The organism is Kribbella rubisoli, assembly GCF_004217145.1.
Taxonomy (GTDB): domain Bacteria; phylum Actinomycetota; class Actinomycetes; order Propionibacteriales; family Kribbellaceae; genus Kribbella; species Kribbella rubisoli.
In genome coordinates, this window is the sequence record NZ_SHKR01000013.1 from 812491 (window position 1) to 830677 (window position 18187).

The following is an 18187-nucleotide window of genomic DNA, read 5'->3' on the forward strand; positions in this document are numbered from 1 at the left end:
CTGCTGGTGCTGGCGTGGCTTGGGTGGGGAGGGGTGTGCGATGGCGGCGGGATGGGTGTTGGCGGCGGCCTCGTTCTTTGCGGGGCTGGCGGCGGGGTTTTTGGGTGGGTTGTGTTTGATTTTGCGGCCGGTGCAGGGGGAGATGGGCGGCCGGGAGTTTCGGGGGTTTATGGAGACGTTTCTTCGGTATGCGGACAACGGCTGGGGCAAGGCGTACAACTACGCCTGGTCGATGGGGATGGGGATCGGCCCGATCGTTGCGCTCGTGCTGCTGCGGGACGATCCCGGCTCCGCGTCGTTCGTGCTGACCGCGATCGGGCTCGGCATCGTGATCGTCGGTGTGTACGTCGTTTCGAACGTCTGGAAAACCCCGCAGTACAAGGTGATCCTGGCATGGGACCCCGACGCGCTCCCCGCGAGCTGGGAGGCGGACCGGCAGCGCTACTTCAACATCAACTGGATTCAGCTGGCGACGACTTGGTCAGCCTTCATCCTGTTCCTCATCGCTCTCCTTGAATTGCCACGTTGACCTGGACGGGGTCGAAGGCTACGTAGCCGGTGAAGTCGCGGCCTACCCGTTCGATGGCGGAGTGCTTCGGGGCGGGGTACGCCCAGGCCGCGTCGGAGAGGGTGCGGCTTGGTGTTGTGACGTCGAAGTACTCGGCGTGGCCCTTCCAGGGACAGACGTAGGGCTTTGGTGAGGGGCGGAGTACGCCGATGGTGAGCGCGGCCTGCGGGAAGTAGTGGTTTCCCTCGATGACGACGACTTCGTTGGCGGGGGCCTCTGCCAGCAGTGTTCCGTCTGCGGTGGCTTTGATGTCCATGCTCACGGCCGCACCCGGATGATCGTCTTGCCTCTGGTGCGCTCGGTCGGGTTGAGGGCGGCGACGGCGTCGTCGAGGGAGGCGACGGTGCCGATGTTCGTGCGCAGGCGTCCGTCGCGCACCCGCTGGACGATCTCGGTCAGCTGGGCGCGGTCGGCCTCGACGACGAAGTCGATCGCCAGGCCGTCGGCGGGGCGTGACTCGGGTGGCCCGACGACGGTCACCAGTGTTCCGCCGGGGCGGACCAGGGCGGCGGACTGCTTCTGGATGTCACCGCCGATGACGTCGAAGACCAGGTCGACTCCGCCGATGTCTGCCAACGAGTCGTTGCCGAGGTCAACAAACTCCTGTACGCCGAAGTCGAGCGCGGCTTCACGATCCGCAGCGCGCCCGGTGCCGATCACGTACCCACCGAACTCACGGGCGAGCTGCGCCACGATCGACCCGACCGCGCCGGCCGCGCCGTGCACGAGCACACTCTGCCCCGACTGAAGGCGGCCGTGCTGGAACAGCCCCTGCCACGCGGTCAGTCCCGAAATCGGCAGGCTCGCTCCGACCGTGAAGTCGACGTCACCCGGGAGCGGTGCGAGGTTGCGCGACTCGATCGCGACGTACTCCGCGAGCGTGCCATCGCGATGCCAGTCCGAGAGGCCGAACACCCGCTGCCCGACAGAGAGTCCCGTCGTGCCGTAGCCGAGCGAGGCGACAACGCCGGCCAGTTCGTGCCCAACGATCGACGGCCTGCGGTCGCGGCTGGCGCGATCGGTCCAGGTCGACGGCCACGTCACCTCGGTGGGTACGTATCCAGACGCGTGAACCTCGACGACGACGTCGTTGATCGCCGCCGGCGGCTCAGGACGCTCGACCAGCGTCATCCCGGCCGTCCCCGCAGCCTCATCCGTCACAACGATCGCCTTCATCACGCACCTCCGGGTTGGGATTGGACCAATTCGTCCACAGTAGTACTGGATGGCTGAGTCGACAAACGGTGGTCAGGACGGGATGTGGCGAGGAGCCCGGTCCGGGACCGCCGCGCCGCCGGGATGCTCAGCGTCGACGAGGGTTTTGTACGACGGGTGGTCGGCGATGTAGTCCGCGATGAACGGGCAGAAGTTCGTCAGGCGCCGGCCGGTGGCAACGATGTCGTCGAGCGCGGCCTGGACGAGTTGGTTCGCGATGCCCTCGCCGCGGTGAGGTTCGTCGACTTCGGTGTGCGTGAGTACGACGCGGTCCTGCCGGAGCCGGTATCCGACCCGCCCGACGACCTCGCCGCCGAGGACGGCTTCGAATTCGCCGCCGGTTGTGTTGTTCCTGATCTGCAGCGCTGTGCTCACCGTGCTGTGCCTTCCGTGCGTCGATGTCCTGTACTGGACTATATAGTCCAGTACAAGGTTACGCCCAGACATTCGATGAGACCGGCACGGTCCGAAAAGGTACCGTGGGATCGTGACTCGACCGGGAAGCGCGACCGTAGCTCCGCCTCGCCAGTTGACGGCGCGCGGCCAGGCGACCCGGGCGCGAATCGTCGACGCGGCGGCGGATCTGATGTACGTGAAAGGCGTGAATGCCACGACGCTCGACGATGTTCGGGCGGCGAGCAGCACGAGCAAGTCGCAGCTGTACCAGCACTTCGCCGACAAGGACGAATTGGTCCGGGCGGTCGTCTCGCGGCGCGCCGGCCAGGTCCTCGAGCGCGAGCAGGGGTACCTGGAGCGGCTGCGTTCGTTTCGCGGCCTCCAGCGCTGGCGGGACGCTTTGGTCCAACGCAACGCCCTGCAGAACGGCGCGTACGGATGCGCGCTCGGTTCGATGGCCAGCGAGTTGTCCGATCAAGATGACGAAGCCCGCCAGACGCTGGCGGAGGCCTTCGCGGAGTGGACCGGCTTGATCGCCGCCGGCCTTCGACGAATGCAGGACGCCGGCTCACTCAGCAATTCAGCCGACCCCGACAAGCTCGCCGTGGGACTGATGGCGGCGCTGCAAGGCGGATATCTTCTCGCTGAGACCCAGCACGACATCACGCCGATGGAGACCGCGCTCGACATGGCGCTCGACCATGTTCGGTCGTTCCTCACCAGGTGAATTCAGCGGTTGGCGAAGGTGTCGATGCGGTCCAGGGCCATGTCCAACGCATCGGCCATGGGCTGGGGGTCGTGCGCGTTCTGAGCGAGGATGTATCCGCCTTGCAGAGCGGCAAGCAGCCCGGTTCCGAGCTTGTGCGGGTCCGCGTCGCTCGTGAGTACGTCGAGGTCGCGTAGGCGTGTCAGTGTCTCGATGAGCAGCTGATGCCACCTGTCGAACGCCGCCGCCAGCGCTGAGCGAGATCGTTCATCGTCGTCGGGCAGTTGGGCGCACAGCGCGCCGAGAGCGCATCCGTAGGAGCCGTCCTGCCGCGTGTTCGCCTGCACGAGCGCGTCGCGCCAGCGCCGCAATCCGCTGAGAGTTCTCACGCTTGCCAGGAGGCCTTCTTCCCTGGTCAGCACCAGCTGCGATTGAGCCTCGATCACATCGCGAATCACAGTCGTCAGACTCGCCGCGGCTGGCTCAGGAGATCGCCGTACGACGGGTTCTTCTCGACGAATCGGCTCACGACCGGGCAGTAGTTCATCACCGTCGGGTACTTCGTGCGGATGTCGTCGAGTGAACCGCCGACGAGTGCCCACGAGAGTCCTCGTCCGCGGTACGTCGGTTCGATCACGGTGTGCGTGATCGACAGGTGCGAGCCGATCACGTGGTACACGAGAAGCCCCGCCTGTTGGCCGTCGACGAGGAGCTCGTAGTACTCGTCCTCTGGATGGTGAACAACGCTGACCGCCGGAGCCTGCGGTGCCGGCTCATCGGCAGTGCGGTCGATGGTCAGGAGGTCGGCCAAAGGCGCCTCCCAGCCTGCATCGAATGCTTCGGTGGGGAGCTCGGCCTGCCAGGTGAGGCTCGATCCGGCGTGATTGCGGAAGCGGAGGATGAGCCGCCAGTCACCCTCGGCGGCGTCTGTATGCAGTCGCACTCGCACGCTACTCGGCAGCGAGTTGAGCATCATCGGCCGCGTCTCCAACGCCAGGACGCTGCGCCCGCCTTCCGACCGTACGTCGCCTGGATCTGCCGTACTCCGGCTGGCCAGCGTCACATCGAATCCGTCGAGCAGGCGCGCGCTGACGCTGGCGTCAACGGTCCCGCCGTCCGCGCCGGCCACGGTCAGCTCACCACCGGCGAGAGAGAAACCCGTTCCATCGGGCCGAACAACTTGATCAGTCATCACTACGTCCTCGTGCCGATCGTGTCCATATATGGACCATATAGTCCAAGGTACCGCGCGGCTCCCGAGGACACCAAGGCGGGTTGTCGGTGGGCTCGGGGACGCTGGGGGTGACGGGTCGCCGGGGTGAAGGAGGAGTGATGGGTGCGGAGTTTCAGTTGGTAGTGGACTGTGCTGACGCTGACCTGATGGCGCGGTTCTGGGGTGGGGCGTTGGGGTATGTGGTTGCGCCGGCGCCGGAGGGGTTTGCCAGCTGGAAGGACTTCTACCGGCGGTTGGGGGTGCCGGAGGAGGAGTTGGGGGACGGAGTGGATCGGATCAGTGATCCGGAGGGGCGGGGTCCGGATATCTGGTTCCATGTGGTGCCGGAGGGCAAGGTCGTCAAGAACCGGTGGCATCTCGACATTCGCGCCAGCGGTGAGTGGTCGGACCCGATCGAGGCGCGGATTCAGCGGGTTGATGCTGAGGCGGCCAGGTTGGCGGAGCTGGGTGCGACCATCACCGGCGCGTTCGAGGAAGGGCTCGACCACTACGCGGTCGGGATGAAGGACCCCGAAGGCAATGAGTTCGACATCAACTGACTGATCAGTTCGGCCAGTTCGGGTTGCGGCCGAGGTAGGCGACGATGCGGTCGAGGGGGTTGTCGCCGGACCAGGGGATGTCGGCGGCGAAAGGGGTGCCGGGGGCGCGGCGGACGTCGCCGGTGGGGACGATCTGCGCGACTGTGGTGGCGGCTTCCAGTGTGGCGGGCTCGAAAGTCACCGTCTTGCCGATGGACTTTGCGACGTCCCAGCTGTGGACGATGTAGTCGATGAAGTGGAAGCTGACAGCCTGAGCTCCCGGGAAGGCTGCGTCGGGCCCGAACTCGGCCAGCGGGAACGTGCGCTCGGCGACGCCGGGCCGGGCGAACGCGTCGAGGACGTGCTCGGCGGACTCGACGTACGCCTTGACCGGGTCGTCGCCGAGGTCGCGGAGCTTCCAGATTGCCGGATCGGACTCGCCGCGGGAGGCGGCGGCGAAACCGTAGTGCTGGGTGGCCATGTGGGCTAGCAAGCCGTACAGAGTCCAGGCGCGGCATGGGGTCGGCTTGGAGAGATCGGCGTCGGTGACGGTGGAGACCAGTTCGATGCTGGTGCGGACGGCTTCGGCATCTAGTGCGATGTAGTCAACGGTAGGCATGCGCATATCGTAAGCCCGCGCATATGATTGCGCCAGTGCTACCTTTTCAACTATGGCAACCGAGCGCCCCGATCTGGCTGCGATGCTTTACCCGCTGGTGCGGGAACTGATCGCGCTCGAGTTGCCGGTGCTCGCCGCACACGAGGTCTCGATGTGGGGCTACTCGGTCCTCACCGCGCTCGACGACACCCCGGTGCGTACCCAGGCCGCCCTCGCTGAGGCGATCGGCGCGGACAAGTCCCGCATCATCGGCACGCTCGACGAGCTGCAGAACGCCGGCCTGATCGAGCGCACCCCGGATCCCGACGACCGCCGGGTGCGGCTGCTGTCCATCACCACCGAGGGCCGCCGCGTTCGCCGCGCCGTCCGTCGGGGGATCCAGGTCAAAGAGATGCAGGTGCTCGAGGGCCTCCTGGTTCCCGACCGCAAGGCGTTCATCCGCATCCTGCAGCAGCTCCACGCTTCACGCTGACGGTGGAGGCCGTTCCCTCGCGCGGGTGATCCGGTCGCGGCCGAGGCTCAACAGACTGGCTGCATGAGGCGAGCGGTGGTCGCGTGGGCGATGGCGTACGGCGGTCTGCGGATCTGGTTCGCAACCGGCCACGCCCCAACCTGGAAGCTCCCCGGCAACGACCTACTCATCCCACCCTGGCTCGCCGTCGCCGGCTGCGCCATCACAGCCCTAGCCGCAATCACCATCCGCGACGAGCGCGACCTGCGCCATAAGCAGGGCCTGCGCGGCCAGCGGCTTGGCGGCCGGGTTTGGGCTGCGCGTTTGTTCTGGGTGTTGGCTGCTGGGTGGGTTGCTGCGGCGGCGTTCATTCTGCTCGACGTTGTTGCCGCTGTCCTGCCAGGGCTCGGCATCCCGTTTGATCCGCTTGGCATGCTCTGCCGGGTTGGCGCAATCCTTGGAGCGGTTCTGCTAGGGCTGACCGCCAAGGCCCACCAATCCGAGGCAAAGCCGTGGCCCCACTGGATCGCGACTCTCGGTGCATGCCTTGCGGTTGCTGGATGTCTCACCAGGCTTGCGGCTCAAGCGGCAGTTGGCTTCGGCACGACGCCGTACGGCGGGGACCTGTCGCTGATCCTCTTCGAGGGCGGCTTCATGCTCGTCGGCACGCTGCTGCCGTTTCTGCTGGTGCATCCGGTCGGGCGGCGGTTCCCGCGGTGGATGCTGCTCGTTCCGGGGTTCACGCTCGGGGCCGCCATGACGGCGTACTTCGGGGTCGGGCTGATCCAGATGGTCGTCGCCGTGGCGCAAGGCAAACCGGTGTACGGCGATGTGGGCCTGCCGGACGCGTTCTTCTGGGTGGCGGTGCCGGCGTACGTCGTCTGGGGCGTCGGCCTCACGCTCGCCTCCCGCGGGTACCAATTCGCGACCCGGAAGGACACCGATTCAGAGCGTGATCTTCACATCATGAACAGTTGAACCAGCCCGGCCCCCAGACAGCTGCTTTGCTTCCTGTGCAGAATGGTGCCGAGTGAGCGATGTCCGACAGAGCAGGAGCGCCGATGGCCGACGACCGGGCGGCGCTGCTGCGCGAGCTGCACGATGTGCACGCTCCCGCGCTGTGGCGGTTCGTCGTGCGGCTGACCGGCGACGATCGGCTGGCCGAGGACGTCGTACAGGAGACCCTGCTCCGAGCCTGGCGCCGGCCGAACATCCTGTCCGAGGACGAGGCGGGTGCCCGGGCCTGGCTGTTCACGGTGGCGCGCAACCTCGTCATCGACGACCGGCGCAGTGCCCGGGTCAGCCGCGAGGTCGCCAGCGACGACCTTCCGGAGAAGCCGAGCGCCGACCACGCGAACGCAGTACTCGACGCGTGGCTGGTGGCGGAATCCCTGGCACAGTTGTCTGAAGAACATCGGCAGGTAATCGTTCGGGCGTACTACGGCCGTCGCACGGTCACCGATATCGCCCAGGAGCTGGACATCCCGTCGGGCACCGTCAAGTCGCGGCTGCACTACGGCTTGCGCGCGCTCAAGCTCGCGCTGCAGGAGAAGGGGGTGACTGGTCAGTGAGCGACCCGTACCGGGAGTGGGATTCGGCGTACGTGCTCGGGACGTTGTCGGCGAAGGACCGCCGCGCGTACGAGGAGCACCTCCGGACCTGCGCAGAATGCTCGGCAGAGGTGGCCTCGCTGGCCGGCGTGCCCGGCGTACTCGCAGCACTTCCGGCCGAGCGGGCCCTGGCGACCATCACGGCCGAGCCGCCGAACTTGTTGCCCGGTCTGGTCCGCAATGTCCAGCGCGATCGGCGCAAGCAACGCATCCGGATCGGCGCGTTGATCACCGGCGTCGGGGTCGTGGCCGCCGCAATCGGCGCAGTCGTCGTGATCCCGCTGACCAACGACGAGCCGCAGGGCGACTACGTCGTCCTCGCGCAAACCGTGAACAGCAAGCTGTCCGCGGATGCCCGGCTGGTGCCGGAGCGCTGGGGTACGACGATCGAGATCAGCTGCCGGTACGACGAACTCGCGACGCCGAGCGAACGCGCCCGCGGATATGAGTTGTACGTCACGGACTCCTCCGGCAAGGCGTCGCTGATCGCGAGCTGGACTTCCTCGCCCGGTACGACGGTGAAACCAGCCGCCACGACGAAGCTGCAGCGTAGTGAGATCAAGGCCCTGGACATCCGCAGTTCGGAAACCGGCCGGATTCTGCTGGCCGTGCACTTCTGAGTCGTTTCCGGGCATGAATGATCACGGGCTGTTGGGGCACCTGAAGGTCACGAACGGTTGTCGCTCGAGAGGCCGCCGATCCAGACCCCGGTGTTCAGGGACGTGCACCGGGGTCGCGGCATGACCTGCCGGACGTGACCTGGTCGGAAGAAAGTTCCGGGGATCCTGTAACACTCACCCCGTTATCGGCGATACACCCTGTGTAACGCCACTGAGGTTCCCGTCCCAGGTCAACCGCCCGAAGGGCCTGGGGCGGGTTCCTCTCGTTCGTCTGAGGCGCCACGGCGGCGTTATACACACGTCGGCCCCCGGTGATGCTCACCCGGGGGCCGACGTGTGTGCGTTCCCTCCCTAGGACGCTCTCTCTGTGCCTTCCGACTCCGGCAAGGCGATCCGGTCCGCCGGCAGGCGTTCCGTCCGCTCGTTACCGTCGTCGCCCTCGTACTGCACCAGGGCGGTCCATCCCGACTCCTCATGGTCGCGGCCGATCAACCAGCCGTGACGCCACTGGCCGTCGACGTGGACGACCACATGGCTGGGCAGAGGGAGACGGGACACCAGCTCTGTGCCGGGCTCGAACTCAGTCATGGCCGAAGGTTAAGTGCTATCGAGGCTGAGCGCTCCCTGAAAGCGTGTTCCCTCATACAGTTCTCAGACTCCGGACGAGAGTCCAAACGCTTGTACTGCGCCGTTCACCTTCAGGGCACGCCCGCCTGGTATGTGACTTACCCAACCCTGCTGCAACGCATGCGAACACAGCGCCGCGCCGACCGCGCCGGCCAGATGCGGTCGCCGTTCGGTCACGTCCAAGCAGGATCTCAAGGCCGGGCGCCCGCGTCGTGCGTCGACCTTGACGCCGAGATTCTCCAACCAGGCTTGGCCTTCCGGCGTCAACGCGATCCCGTCCGACCAGTCGATCAGGCCACGCTCTGTCATCGCATCGGCCAGGGCGACGCCGAGTTTGCCCGCCAGGTGGTCATAGCACGTCCTAGCTCTGGCGAACGCGTCTCGCTTGCTGACTGCTGACAGGCTGTTCGCGACCTCGGCGCGTCGTGGTGCCAGCGCGGCGAGCCCTTCGAGCAACTCGGCCGTATCCGGTCCGGCGAGCTTCACGTAGCGGTGACGCCCCTGCCGTACCTCGGTCAGCAATCCGCCGCCCACGAGCAGGTTGAGATGCTCACTGATCGTCGGCCGCGACACCTTGGCCAACTTCGCCAGCTCGGTCGCCGTCCACGCGCGCCCGTCGAGCAGCGCCAGGCAAACCGTCGCCCGCGTCCCGTCGGCAAGCATCCGCGCCCAGCCGGCCAGCTCCTCACCTTCGGCACTCATACCGCCCATCATGCCTTGGCGACAGTTAGGCGACCGCCGAATCATCCGGTGCCTACTGTCGATTCACATGACCCATCTGACCATCGAACCTTCCATCCTGTACGTCGGAACTCCGGTAGCCCTGCTCAGCACGGTCAACGAGGACGGGACCGTGAACCTCGCGCCGATGTCGTCCGCGTGGGCGCTCGGCGATGTCGTGGTCCTTGGTGTCGGCATGACCGGTCAGACCGCGATCAACCTACGCTCTCGCCCGGACGTGGTCATCAACTTCCCGTCGCCTTCACAGTGGGAGGCCGTCGAGCGAATCGCCGGACTGACCGGTCGCGACCCGGTGCCGGAACACAAGCAGGCCCGCTTCCGCTTCGAACGCGAGAAGTTCGCCGCTGCTGGGCTCACCCCGGTCGCGTCAAAGCTCGTCGCGCCGCCTCGCGTCGCGGAATGCCCGATCCAGTTCGAGGCAACCGTCACCCAGGCCGAGCTAGATGCCAAGGGCAACTTCCTGATCGCCCAGGCCGAGGTACTACGAGTCCACGCCGACGAGACGGTCGTGGTGCCGGGGACATCGCACGTGGATCCTGCAGCTTGGTCTCCGCTCATCTACAACTTCCGCCACTACTTCGGCCTGGCAGAAGAACTGGGCGAGTCCTTCCGGACGGAGACTCCGCGGAAGCGCGCTTAGGCTGGTTACACCAGCCGTAGGCGGTCGATCTCTTCCTCGCTCAGGTGGACGTCGAGTGACGCGAGTACGTCGGGAAGGTCCTGGGCCGGCACGGTGCGCTCCGTCATGCCGCCGTCGGCGTGGTCGACGGTGAGTTTGTCGCCGATCAGCCGTCGTACGACGCCGTCGGCGACCCGCATCACCACCGGGCGGCCGGTGAACGGGGAGTTCGGGTGGGTGGAGACGTAGTGATGGTAGACCTCGTAGTCGATCGGTCGCACCGGCTCGTCGTTGGAGGCGTGTTGCGGCTCCCAGCCCTCCGCTGTCTTCTTAGACAGCGTCCACACATCGCCGTCGAGTGTCAGCCGATGATCCCACCCGGCCTGATCGACCACGACACCGTCCTTCAGCGGAGTCGGATACAGCTGACCGGCCCCGAATCCGACATCAGCCAGGAACCACGACCCATCAACCCCGACCTTCAGCAGGGCGTGCGTACGCGGGCCTGCCTTGTGCGGTTGGACCCGGCCGACCCGCCGTACGACGTCGAACCCGAGCTGCTCGAGCGCCGCGCCGAACAACAGCGCGTGCTCGTAGCAGTACCCGCCGCGCTGCCGACCGACCAGCTTCGCCTGGATCGCGTCGAGTCCGATCCCGGGATGCGTCCCGAGGATCACGTCGATGTTCTCGAACGGAATCGCCAACACGTGCGCGCGATGCAGACTCCGCAACGCATCCGCCGACGGCGCTACCCGCGCGTGCCCGATCCGCGCGAGGTAGGCGTCCAGGTCAAGGCTCTCGATGTTCCACATGATCCCTAGCCCAACACTTCAAGCCTGCTTCAGGTCAAGCTCCGTGAAGAGCGTGAGCTGGATGCCGCCTGGTGTTTCGAGCCGGGCGTTGAGCGAGTTCCACGGCGTACGGGTGGGCTCCGCGATCACCGTCGCGCCGGCGTCGGCGAGCTTCTGCGTCGTCGCCGCGGCGTCCTCCACCTCGAACGCCACCCGGTACTTCCCAGCGACCCGCCGCCCGACCTCGACCGCGTCGATGAAGTCCGCCTGTCCGGGGTCCGCGATCTCGAGCGTGGCCCGCTCGACCTCGAGGATCGTCACCCGCCCGTCCTCCGAGGAGTACGACGCCCGCTCCGGCAGCCCGAGTACGTCGCGGTAGAACGCGACCGCCTCCTCGTAGTCGTCCGCCGTGACCACCAACCGCAGTTCCTTGACCGTCATGCCATCAGTATCTATAACCGCGAGACCTGATAGTGCGAGATCAGCCAGCCATCATCGGTCCGCCGAAGAATGACGAGCAGGTTGACCGGGAGCGTCGGCCGGTCGGTGAAGGTGAAGTCGACGGCCAGATACCCAAGCACCGTGTCGTCGGCGAGTTGGCGGGTTTCGAGCAGGTTGTACTGCGGCGACAGGCCGAGGGGCTGCGATTCGTAGTACTCCGCGACGGCGTCACGGCCCACGCCGTACGGATGCAGGCCTTGGAAGATCGCGTCCTTGGTGAAGAGCGCGGCAGCGCGTTGCGGATCGTGGTCGTCGATGGCTGACTTCCACTGCGCGAGGACGTCGTACAGGATGTTGTTCATGTGAGTTCCTTCGGTTGATGGCGGACCAGGAGCGCTGCGATCGCGGCGAGGGCCACGACCCCGGCGCTGACCAGGAGCGCCTGGTGGTATCCGTTGTGGAGCAGGGGTCCGACCGCCAGCGGCCCGATGATCTGGCCGAGGCTGTAGCCGGTGGTGAGGATGGCGACCGCGTGCGGCACGTCGAGTTCGGCGCCGATCGCGATCGCGAGGTTGGCGACGCCGAGGAACGTCGCGCCGAAGAGCGCGGCGGAGATCAGCGCGGCTGCGATCCCGTGGATGAACGTCGGCAACGCGATGCCGACTGCCTGCAGGAGCAGCGCGACCAGGAGGAGCGTCGATCGCGACCAGGAGCGGCTCAACCAGGCCCAGAGTGCGGTCGACGGCAGGGCGGCCAGGCCGACGATGATCCAGGCGCCGTTGCCGACAGCACCTGTTGCCGTTTCGTTGATCGCAGCAACGAGAAACGTGCCGGCGATGATGTAGCCGATGCCCTCCAAGGTGTAGCTGGCCAGGAGCGCGTTGAAGTGTCGCGATCTGGTGCCTCGCGCAACAGTTGTTGAGCTGGCCGACCCGGTGAGGTTCCAGGCCGGAATTGTGCAGGCGACGGTAAGCAGGGCCGCGAGACACCACGCCGTACGCCAGTTGCCGCCAGCAAGTACTGCGCCTGACAGCGCGATGCCGGCGCCGACTCCGCCGAAAGTCCAGCCGACGTGGTGGCTGTGCAATCGGGGGAGTACGGCGCTGACCGCGATCACGAATACCAGCGCGCTCGCGATCCCCGCGATCAGCCGCAGTCCGATCCAGAGCGCTCCGCTCCGACCGAGCGGCATCAGGGCGAGCGTTGCGGCCAGGACGAGCATCGACAGGCGCAGCGCCCAGCGTGAGTGGATCAACCGCGGTACGGCGATCGCCGCCAGCGCACCGGCCAGGTAGCCGGTGTAGTTGGCTGTCGCGAGCCTGGCGCCGAGATGCGGCGACAGGCCGACCTGTGCGTGCATCATCGGCAGGATCGGTGTGTACGCGAACCGGCCGATCCCCATCCCACCGGCCAACGCCGCCGCCCCTTGCCCGGCCAGCCGCCAAGCGGCGCGACCACCCGCCAACCTCTCCGTGACCGCGACAGTAGTCGACATCTCAGTGGCCGGCCTGCTGCCCGCCGTCTACGTGCAGTACCTCACCGGTGACGAACTTCGCGCTCTCCAAGTAGGTGACCGCGTCGACGATCTCCTCGATCTCGCCCAGCCGGCCGACCGGGTGCAGGGCCGCGAGGAATTCGTGCGTCTCCTCCGGGTGCATCGGCGTACGGATGACGCCGGGCGCCACCGCGTTGAACCTGATCCCGCGCGCGGCGTACTCGGTCGCGAGCGACTTGGTGACCGAGTTCAGCCCGCCCTTGGTCAGCGACGCGAGCGCGGACGGGACCGTGCTGTACGCGTGCGATGCGAAGCTGGTGGTGATGTTGACGACATGGCCGCCGTCCTCGTTCTCCAGCATGGCGGTGATCGCCGCGCGGGTGGTGTCGAAGAAGCCGCGCAGGTTGATCCCGTTGATCCGGTCGAAGTCTTCGTCGGTGTATTCGGTGAACGGCTTCGCGACGAAGATGCCCGCGTTGTTGACGAGCGTGTCGATCCGGCCGAAGGTGTCGAGGCCTTGCTCGATCACGCGCGCGCCGGCGCCCGGCTCGGCGATGTCGCAGGGGGCGGCCAGCACCAACGGGTCGTCGGAGCGCGTGATGGTCCGCGAGTTCGCGACGACGGCATAGCCGAGCTTGCGGTACGCCGTGACCAGGCCCGCCCCGATGCCCTGGGACGCTCCGGTGATCACGGCGACTTTCTGCTGGTTCATGGTTCTCCTTCTCGAGGTTGTTAATTCGATGGTGGTCGAACCATGCGAGCTTTTCCACGACCGCTTTGCTCCCAGCTGGGAGGCTCGGCCTACTACGCTGTGGCACGTGGAGCTGCGGCAGTTGCGGTACTTCGTGGCGGTCGCCGAGGAGCTGAACTTCGGGCGGGCCGCGGCCCGGTTGCACATCGCCGGCCCGTCGTTGTCGCAGCAGATCAAGTCCCTCGAGCGGGACCTCGGCGTGCGGTTGTTCGAGCGCGACCGCCGTACCGTGACGCTGACCGCCCACGGCGAAACCTTGCTGCCGCAGACGCGGGCGTTGCTCGAGCAGGCGGATGCGTTGCGACGTACGGCCCGGGGATTCGCGGCGAGCGAGCCGGTGCGGTTGGGGTACGTGAGCTGGCGGCCGCCGGATCTGGCCGAGCGTGTGTCCGGGGTTGCACAGCTGCTGGTCGACACCTGGGTGATGCCGTCGCACACGCAGGCGGCGCGGGTCGCGGACGGGAGCATCGACCTCGCGATCTGCTGGGTTCGTGCGACCGACCTGGCCGAGCAGGAACTGTCCGGCCGGCTGCTCGGGGCGGATCGGCTGTTTGCGGTCTCAGCCGGCGACGAGACGCCAGTCCGGGCGCGGGACACGGTCGTGCTGGTCGACGCGGACACCGAGGCGTGGGCTTCGTGGAACATCTACGCGGTCGAGTTCGCCCGCGCGACCGGCGCCGCGGTCGAGCGGATCGAGGATCACGGGATCACGGGTCCGGGGTTCTTCGATCACGTACGGCGGTTGGGCCGGCCGATCGTCAGCTCGCCGAAACGGGATGCGACGCCGTTGCCGCGGGGCTTCGTCCGCAGACCGGTGATCGATCCGGTTCCGGTGTGGACCTGGGCGCTGGTGGCGCGGCAGGACGAATCGCGTCCCGCCGTACTCGCGGCTGTTGATGTACTGACCCGGGATGTGAAGGTCGACTTCGACCCGGCGACGTCCTGGTTACCTGCGGACGACCCGTTTCACCAGGCCTGAGAAAGGGCCGTGGTGCTCGGCGTCAGGCGGTAGCCGGCGTTGGCGGAGAACTCTGCGGACAGGGCGAATCGGTCGCCGCGGACGAGGGTGTGACGCCACTCGACCGGACGGTTCTGCGCGGTGCCTTGGCGGACGATCGAGAAGACCGCTGCGTCCGCGGGGCAGTGCAGGAGCGCTCGCTCGGACGGGCTCGGGTTCACGGCGCGGATGTCTTCGCGGCCGTGGTCCAGGTTGATGCCGGTGCGGGTGGAGAGCTCGTTGTACAGGCTGGTGTGGGTGAAGTCGGCGTCGAGCAGCGGTTCCGCGAGGGTCGCGGGGAGCCAGACGCGGTCGAGTGCGAGCGGCTCGTCACCGGCGTACCGGAGGCGCTCGAGGTAGAGCAGCGGAGTGGATCCGTCGAGGTTGAGGCGGGCGGCGATCACGCCGTCGGCGCGGACATCGAGCGCGCGGACGGCGCTGCGCTGCGGGAGGCCGGACTCCTCGACCGAGGAGAACAGACTGTAGAGCGCGCCCATCGGCTGCCGGATCTCCGGCGCGGTCGCGACCCGCGGCTGGCGTCCGCGCTCGGCGATGATCAGCCCGTCGGTCCGGAGCTGACCGAGGGACTGGCGAACGGTGTGCCGGCTGACCTCGTACTCGTCGACCAGCGCGAGCTCTCCGGGGAAGGCGTCATCGAACTCGCCTGAGCGCAGCCGCCGGACCAGATCCTCCTGCAGCTGCTTCCACAGCGGCCCGCCGCCGGCACGGTCCAGCCTGCCCACGCTCATCCGTTCCTTCCGGGTTGCTAAATGTCCGGTCATCTCCTACCGTAAATGTGCGTACATTTCGGCGGGAAGGACCGGGCTCAGTGGTGCACCTTGAGGTTAGGCCACGGCACACCACTACTACTGCTCCGAAGCCGCCGTCCCGGATGCCAGGCCTGGCAGCTGTCCTGGTGATCACCGCAGCGGCGGTCCCGCTCGGGCGGCTGGTGCCTGTCGTGGGCGGTCCGGTGTTCGGGATCGTGCTGGGTGTGATCGCCGGACTGTTCATCCGGCCGCTCCGCAGCGAGGCCTGCCGCCCGGGGTACGACTTCGCCTCGAAGACACTGCTCCAGCTGTCGATCGTCGTACTGGGAACTGGTCTGTCGCTCCAGCAGGTCGCCCGCGTCGGCGCCTCGTCGCTGCCGGTCATGCTCGGGACGCTCGCGCTCGCTCTTGGCGGAGCGTGGTTCTTCGGCCGGCTGCTCGGCGTACGCGGAGACACTCAGACCCTGATCGGCGTCGGTACGGCGATCTGCGGCGGATCGGCGATCGCCGCCGCGACGGCCGCGATCGGCGCTCGGCGTTCGTCGGTCGCCTATGCGATGGCGACGATCTTCACCTTCAACATCGTCGCCGTACTGACGTTCCCCCCGCTCGGCCATCTGCTCGGCATGAGCTCGGAGTCCTTCGGGCTCTGGGCGGGTACTGCGGTCAACGACACGTCGTCCGTCGTCGCGGCCGGGTACGCGTACAGCCAGGCCGCCGGCGACCAGGCGATCGTGGTGAAGCTGACCCGTTCGCTGACCCTGATCCCGATCGTGCTGACGCTCGTCGCGCTGAAGATCCGGCGCGAGAACCGCGCGGCCCGTGCGCTCGACGCCGCGGGGGAGGGCTTGTACGACGGCGCCACGACGTCGATTCGTAAGCCGCTGCCGTGGCGCAAGCTCGTCCCGCTGTTCCTGATCGGGTTCATCGCCGCCGCGGGCCTGCGCTCCGCGGGCGTCGTACCCGAGTCCTGGCTGCCGACCCTCACGATCATCGGCAGCACTCTCATCACCGCCGCACTCACTGCGATCGGCCTGTCGCTGCGGCCGCGCGAGCTGCGCGACGCAGGACCCAGGCCGCTCCTGCTCGGAGCGATCCTCTGGGTCCTGGTCGCGCTCGGCAGCCTCGGACTTCAGTCTTTCTCATAGGCCGCCTGGCGGTCCTGGACCGCCTTGATGCGCGGTACGTCGAGCTTGTCGGAACGGTCGAAGTTGTAGATGCCGTTCTCTTCCTGGAACACGTCGGTCAGCTGCGTGTAGCAGTAGCCGAACATCAGCTCGTTGTCGAGGAGGGCGTCGACCAGACCGGCGAAGCGGCTGTAGAACTCCTCCTCGTCCGCGACGCGCTGACCGTAGCCCCAGGAGTCCGCGGAGTTCCCGCTCTTCCCGGCGGCAGCTTTCTCGGCGTTCCACCAGATGCCGCCGAACTCGCTGCAGAAGTACGGCTGGCCGTCGTACGCGAGGGAGATCGGCTTGCCCTCGGGGCCGCCTGTGTTGCCGTACGGCTTGTTGTTGACCAGGTCCGCCATCTGCTCGGCGAACTTGGCCGGGTCCTGCTCGTAGTTGTGCGAGTCCCAGACGTCGGTCTCCGGCACGCGGTGGCTGTAGCCGGACGCGTCCAGCACGGGACGGCTCGTGTCGGCGGCCTTGGTGGCGAGGAACATCGCGCGGGTGACGTCGTCGAGCTGGGTGATCCGGTCGTGCAGGAGCTGGTGCGTCTCGTTCAGCGGGCACCAGCCGACGATGCTCGGGTGGCTGTAGTCGCGTTCGACCGCCTCGAGCCACTGGGCGACGTACGAGGCCGTCGGTTGCTGGTTGTCGTTGTCGGTGTGGCCGACGCCGGAACCCCAGTCGCCGAACTCGCCCCAGACCAGGTAGCCGAGCCGGTCGGCGTGGTACAGGAAGCGCTCCTCGAACACCTTCTGGTGCAGGCGCGCGCCGTTGAACCCGGCCGCCAGGCTGAGCTCGATGTCGCGGACCAGCGCCTCCTCGGACGGCGCGGTCATCAGGCTCTCCGGCCAGTATCCCTGGTCCAGCACGAGCCGCTGGTACACGTGCTTGCCGTTGATCAGGATCGCCTTGCCGTTGATGCTCACCGAGCGCAGGCCGGCATACGAGTCGGCACTGTCCTCAACGTTGCCGTCGGCATCGATCAGCTCGAGGCGTACGTCGTACAGGTGCGGGTCCGTGGTGTCCCAGAGGCGGACGCGGTCGGCCGGGATCTGCAGGGTCAGGCGCGGGGCGAGGTCGAGGTCGGCGCGTACGTCGGCCGTGGTGACCTCGCCGTCGGCGTCCTTGAGGGTGGCGCGGACCTTGTAGCCGGGCTTGTTCGCGGACACCGGTACTTCGAGGTGGAAGCTCGAGCCGGCGACGTCCGGGGTGATACGCGGGCGCTTCAGGTGGACCGTGGGCACTGCTTCGAGCCAGACGGTCTGCCAGATGCCGGTGGTGCGCGTGTAGAGGCAGCTGTGGTTGAAGTACAACTGGCTCTGCTTGCCGCGCGCCTGCGGACCGCGGTGGCTGTCCCGCGCGCGGACGACGATCGTCGCCTCCTCGCCGGGAGCGGCGACGTGGCGGAGGTTGGCGCTGAACGGCGTGAAACCGCCGCGGTGCCGGACGACCTCGACGCCGTTCACCCAGACGGTCGCGTCGTGGTCGACGGCCTGGAAGTGCAGCACGGCCTCCTTGCCGGCCCAGTCCGCGGGGATCGTGACGGTGGTGCGGTACCAGACCGCCTCCAGGAAGTCGACGTCCTCGATCCCGGACAACTCGGTCTCCGGCGCGAACGGTACGACGATCCGCTGCGGCAGTTCCCGATCCCGCAGCCCGCGCTCCAACCCGGAGTCCGACCGGTCGATCTCGAACTGCCAGTCACCGTTCAGATTCACCCACTCCGGACGAACGAACTGCGGACGCGGATACTCCGCACGAGGCTGCGACATGAACTCTCCCAGATGCTGATCTCGATGGGGACAGCACGACGGTACAACGTTGGAATGAACGCAGCAACGGGCCGTCA

The 18187-nt window shown here is 67.3% G+C and carries 25 protein-coding genes; 10 read left to right on the top strand and 15 right to left on the bottom strand.

Features of this window, described 5'->3' with window-relative positions:
* Positions 1 to 40 precede the first annotated feature (40 nt).
* The gene (locus tag EV645_RS23980) at positions 41 to 529 is read left to right on the top strand and encodes a hypothetical protein (protein ID WP_130446190.1); all 489 of its coding nucleotides are present in this window, start codon (positions 41 to 43) and stop codon (positions 527 to 529) included.
* On the opposite strand, the gene EV645_RS23985 is transcribed toward EV645_RS23980, so the two are convergent.
* The 3 genes from EV645_RS23985 to EV645_RS23995 form a co-directional block, all read right to left on the bottom strand.
* Entirely contained in the window at positions 501 to 824 is a 324-nt protein-coding gene (locus EV645_RS23985; protein ID WP_198681852.1) for a DUF427 domain-containing protein, read from the bottom strand. The genes EV645_RS23980 and EV645_RS23985 overlap by 29 nt on opposite strands.
* A gap of 2 nt (positions 825 to 826) precedes the next feature.
* Positions 827 to 1744, bottom strand: coding sequence for an NADP-dependent oxidoreductase (locus tag EV645_RS23990; RefSeq protein WP_130446191.1), 918 nt, complete (start codon positions 1742 to 1744; stop codon positions 827 to 829).
* A gap of 72 nt (positions 1745 to 1816) precedes the next feature.
* Positions 1817 to 2158 (bottom strand): GNAT family N-acetyltransferase, encoded by a 342-nt coding sequence (locus tag EV645_RS23995; protein WP_198681804.1) that lies wholly within the window; start codon positions 2156 to 2158, stop codon positions 1817 to 1819.
* Between the two features lie 112 nt (positions 2159 to 2270).
* Here EV645_RS23995 and EV645_RS24000 point away from each other — a divergent pair, with 112 nt between their 5' ends.
* Positions 2271 to 2906: a TetR/AcrR family transcriptional regulator gene (locus EV645_RS24000; protein ID WP_198681805.1), complete on the top strand. Its 636-nt coding sequence runs from the start codon at positions 2271 to 2273 to the stop codon at positions 2904 to 2906.
* 2 nt (positions 2907 to 2908) lie between these two features.
* On the opposite strand, the gene EV645_RS24005 is transcribed toward EV645_RS24000, so the two are convergent.
* Together EV645_RS24005 and EV645_RS24010 are read right to left on the bottom strand one after the other, a co-directional pair.
* Positions 2909 to 3343, bottom strand: coding sequence for an LmrA/YxaF family transcription factor (locus tag EV645_RS24005; protein ID WP_198681806.1), 435 nt, complete (start codon positions 3341 to 3343; stop codon positions 2909 to 2911).
* Positions 3344 to 3348: 5 nt separating this feature from the next.
* Entirely contained in the window at positions 3349 to 4077 is a 729-nt protein-coding gene (locus tag EV645_RS24010) for a GNAT family N-acetyltransferase (RefSeq protein WP_130446194.1), read from the bottom strand.
* A gap of 140 nt (positions 4078 to 4217) precedes the next feature.
* On the opposite strand from EV645_RS24010, the gene EV645_RS24015 reads away from it, so the two are divergent.
* Entirely contained in the window at positions 4218 to 4658 is a 441-nt protein-coding gene (locus EV645_RS24015) for a VOC family protein (RefSeq protein ID WP_130446195.1), read from the top strand.
* 4 nt (positions 4659 to 4662) lie between these two features.
* Here the strand turns inward: EV645_RS24015 and EV645_RS24020 are convergent, their stop codons facing one another.
* Positions 4663 to 5256, bottom strand: coding sequence for a TIGR03086 family metal-binding protein (locus EV645_RS24020; RefSeq protein ID WP_242000606.1), 594 nt, complete (start codon positions 5254 to 5256; stop codon positions 4663 to 4665).
* Positions 5257 to 5308: 52 nt separating this feature from the next.
* On the opposite strand from EV645_RS24020, the gene EV645_RS24025 reads away from it, so the two are divergent.
* The 4 genes from EV645_RS24025 to EV645_RS24040 all read left to right on the top strand — a co-directional run bounded on the left by EV645_RS24025 (position 5309) and on the right by EV645_RS24040 (position 7937).
* Positions 5309 to 5728: a MarR family winged helix-turn-helix transcriptional regulator gene (locus EV645_RS24025; RefSeq protein ID WP_130446197.1), complete on the top strand. Its 420-nt coding sequence runs from the start codon at positions 5309 to 5311 to the stop codon at positions 5726 to 5728.
* A 63-nt stretch (positions 5729 to 5791) separates the two neighbouring features.
* Entirely contained in the window at positions 5792 to 6685 is an 894-nt protein-coding gene (locus EV645_RS41940; protein WP_157997148.1) for a hypothetical protein, read from the top strand.
* Between the two features lie 83 nt (positions 6686 to 6768).
* Positions 6769 to 7278 (top strand): sigma-70 family RNA polymerase sigma factor, encoded by a 510-nt coding sequence (locus EV645_RS24035; RefSeq protein ID WP_130446198.1) that lies wholly within the window; start codon positions 6769 to 6771, stop codon positions 7276 to 7278.
* Positions 7275 to 7937 carry an anti-sigma factor family protein gene (locus EV645_RS24040; protein ID WP_130446199.1) on the top strand — a complete coding sequence of 221 codons (663 nt, stop codon included), beginning with the start codon at positions 7275 to 7277 and terminating at the stop codon, positions 7935 to 7937. The genes EV645_RS24035 and EV645_RS24040 overlap by 4 nt, the downstream gene beginning before the upstream one ends.
* A 351-nt stretch (positions 7938 to 8288) precedes the next feature.
* Here EV645_RS24040 and EV645_RS24045 read toward each other — a convergent pair whose 3' ends face one another.
* Both EV645_RS24045 and EV645_RS24050 read right to left on the bottom strand, forming a co-directional pair.
* Positions 8289 to 8525: a hypothetical protein gene (locus EV645_RS24045; RefSeq protein WP_130446200.1), complete on the bottom strand. Its 237-nt coding sequence runs from the start codon at positions 8523 to 8525 to the stop codon at positions 8289 to 8291.
* A gap of 63 nt (positions 8526 to 8588) precedes the next feature.
* Positions 8589 to 9266 carry an ArsR/SmtB family transcription factor gene (locus EV645_RS24050; RefSeq protein WP_130446201.1) on the bottom strand — a complete coding sequence of 226 codons (678 nt, stop codon included), beginning with the start codon at positions 9264 to 9266 and terminating at the stop codon, positions 8589 to 8591.
* A 67-nt stretch (positions 9267 to 9333) separates the two neighbouring features.
* Between EV645_RS24050 and EV645_RS24055 the strand changes: the two genes are divergently transcribed.
* Positions 9334 to 9945, top strand: coding sequence for a flavin reductase family protein (locus EV645_RS24055; protein WP_130446202.1), 612 nt, complete (start codon positions 9334 to 9336; stop codon positions 9943 to 9945).
* Between the two features lie 5 nt (positions 9946 to 9950).
* Here the strand turns inward: EV645_RS24055 and EV645_RS24060 are convergent, their stop codons facing one another.
* The 5 genes from EV645_RS24060 to EV645_RS24080 are packed head-to-tail and all read right to left on the bottom strand — an operon-like array spanning position 9951 to position 13363.
* Positions 9951 to 10736, bottom strand: a complete 786-nt coding sequence (locus EV645_RS24060; protein ID WP_130446203.1) for an arylamine N-acetyltransferase family protein — start codon at positions 10734 to 10736, stop codon at positions 9951 to 9953.
* Between the two features lie 18 nt (positions 10737 to 10754).
* On the bottom strand, positions 10755 to 11156 hold the full coding sequence (locus EV645_RS24065) for a VOC family protein (protein WP_130446204.1): 402 nt from the start codon (positions 11154 to 11156) through the stop codon (positions 10755 to 10757).
* A gap of 11 nt (positions 11157 to 11167) precedes the next feature.
* Positions 11168 to 11518, bottom strand: coding sequence for an SgcJ/EcaC family oxidoreductase (locus tag EV645_RS24070; protein ID WP_130446205.1), 351 nt, complete (start codon positions 11516 to 11518; stop codon positions 11168 to 11170).
* Entirely contained in the window at positions 11515 to 12651 is a 1137-nt protein-coding gene (locus EV645_RS24075) for a YbfB/YjiJ family MFS transporter (RefSeq protein ID WP_198681808.1), read from the bottom strand. Before EV645_RS24075 ends, EV645_RS24070 begins: the two co-directional genes overlap by 4 nt.
* Before the next feature lies 1 nt (position 12652).
* Positions 12653 to 13363, bottom strand: a complete 711-nt coding sequence (locus EV645_RS24080) for an SDR family NAD(P)-dependent oxidoreductase (RefSeq protein ID WP_130446206.1) — start codon at positions 13361 to 13363, stop codon at positions 12653 to 12655.
* Between the two features lie 106 nt (positions 13364 to 13469).
* Between EV645_RS24080 and EV645_RS24085 the strand changes: the two genes are divergently transcribed.
* On the top strand, positions 13470 to 14381 hold the full coding sequence (locus tag EV645_RS24085; RefSeq protein ID WP_130446207.1) for a LysR family transcriptional regulator: 912 nt from the start codon (positions 13470 to 13472) through the stop codon (positions 14379 to 14381).
* Here the strand turns inward: EV645_RS24085 and EV645_RS24090 are convergent.
* Positions 14369 to 15148 carry a GntR family transcriptional regulator gene (locus EV645_RS24090; protein ID WP_130446208.1) on the bottom strand — a complete coding sequence of 260 codons (780 nt, stop codon included), beginning with the start codon at positions 15146 to 15148 and terminating at the stop codon, positions 14369 to 14371. The two genes, EV645_RS24085 and EV645_RS24090, sit on opposite strands and share 13 nt — an antisense overlap.
* Before the next feature lie 83 nt (positions 15149 to 15231).
* Here EV645_RS24090 and EV645_RS24095 point away from each other — a divergent pair, with 83 nt between their 5' ends.
* Positions 15232 to 16317: a YeiH family protein gene (locus EV645_RS24095; RefSeq protein WP_242000607.1), complete on the top strand. Its 1086-nt coding sequence runs from the start codon at positions 15232 to 15234 to the stop codon at positions 16315 to 16317.
* Here the strand turns inward: EV645_RS24095 and EV645_RS24100 are convergent.
* Positions 16302 to 18110: a glycoside hydrolase family 2 protein gene (locus EV645_RS24100; protein WP_130446209.1), complete on the bottom strand. Its 1809-nt coding sequence runs from the start codon at positions 18108 to 18110 to the stop codon at positions 16302 to 16304. The two genes, EV645_RS24095 and EV645_RS24100, sit on opposite strands and share 16 nt — an antisense overlap.
* Between the last annotated feature and the right edge of the window lie 77 nt (positions 18111 to 18187).

Coding starts and splice junctions, on each gene's coding strand:
- EV645_RS24025 (WP_130446197.1), top strand. CDS start 5,309: ATGGCAACCGAGCGCCCCGATCTGGCTGCGATGCTTTACCCGCTGGTG.
- EV645_RS24035 (WP_130446198.1), top strand. CDS start 6,769: ATGGCCGACGACCGGGCGGCGCTGCTGCGCGAGCTGCACGATGTGCAC.
- EV645_RS23990 (WP_130446191.1), bottom strand. CDS start 1,744: ATGAAGGCGATCGTTGTGACGGATGAGGCTGCGGGGACGGCCGGGATG.
- EV645_RS24050 (WP_130446201.1), bottom strand. CDS start 9,266: ATGAGTGCCGAAGGTGAGGAGCTGGCCGGCTGGGCGCGGATGCTTGCC.
- EV645_RS24010 (WP_130446194.1), bottom strand. CDS start 4,077: ATGACTGATCAAGTTGTTCGGCCCGATGGAACGGGTTTCTCTCTCGCC.
- EV645_RS24045 (WP_130446200.1), bottom strand. CDS start 8,525: ATGACTGAGTTCGAGCCCGGCACAGAGCTGGTGTCCCGTCTCCCTCTG.
- EV645_RS41940 (WP_157997148.1), top strand. CDS start 5,792: ATGAGGCGAGCGGTGGTCGCGTGGGCGATGGCGTACGGCGGTCTGCGG.
- EV645_RS24075 (WP_198681808.1), bottom strand. CDS start 12,651: ATGTCGACTACTGTCGCGGTCACGGAGAGGTTGGCGGGTGGTCGCGCC.
- EV645_RS24055 (WP_130446202.1), top strand. CDS start 9,334: ATGACCCATCTGACCATCGAACCTTCCATCCTGTACGTCGGAACTCCG.
- EV645_RS24065 (WP_130446204.1), bottom strand. CDS start 11,156: ATGACGGTCAAGGAACTGCGGTTGGTGGTCACGGCGGACGACTACGAG.
- EV645_RS24070 (WP_130446205.1), bottom strand. CDS start 11,518: ATGAACAACATCCTGTACGACGTCCTCGCGCAGTGGAAGTCAGCCATC.
- EV645_RS24015 (WP_130446195.1), top strand. CDS start 4,218: ATGGGTGCGGAGTTTCAGTTGGTAGTGGACTGTGCTGACGCTGACCTG.
- EV645_RS24080 (WP_130446206.1), bottom strand. CDS start 13,363: ATGAACCAGCAGAAAGTCGCCGTGATCACCGGAGCGTCCCAGGGCATC.
- EV645_RS24090 (WP_130446208.1), bottom strand. CDS start 15,148: ATGAGCGTGGGCAGGCTGGACCGTGCCGGCGGCGGGCCGCTGTGGAAG.
- EV645_RS23985 (WP_198681852.1), bottom strand. CDS start 824: ATGGACATCAAAGCCACCGCAGACGGAACACTGCTGGCAGAGGCCCCC.
- EV645_RS24020 (WP_242000606.1), bottom strand. CDS start 5,256: ATGCCTACCGTTGACTACATCGCACTAGATGCCGAAGCCGTCCGCACC.
- EV645_RS23980 (WP_130446190.1), top strand. CDS start 41: ATGGCGGCGGGATGGGTGTTGGCGGCGGCCTCGTTCTTTGCGGGGCTG.
- EV645_RS24060 (WP_130446203.1), bottom strand. CDS start 10,736: ATGTGGAACATCGAGAGCCTTGACCTGGACGCCTACCTCGCGCGGATC.
- EV645_RS24100 (WP_130446209.1), bottom strand. CDS start 18,110: ATGTCGCAGCCTCGTGCGGAGTATCCGCGTCCGCAGTTCGTTCGTCCG.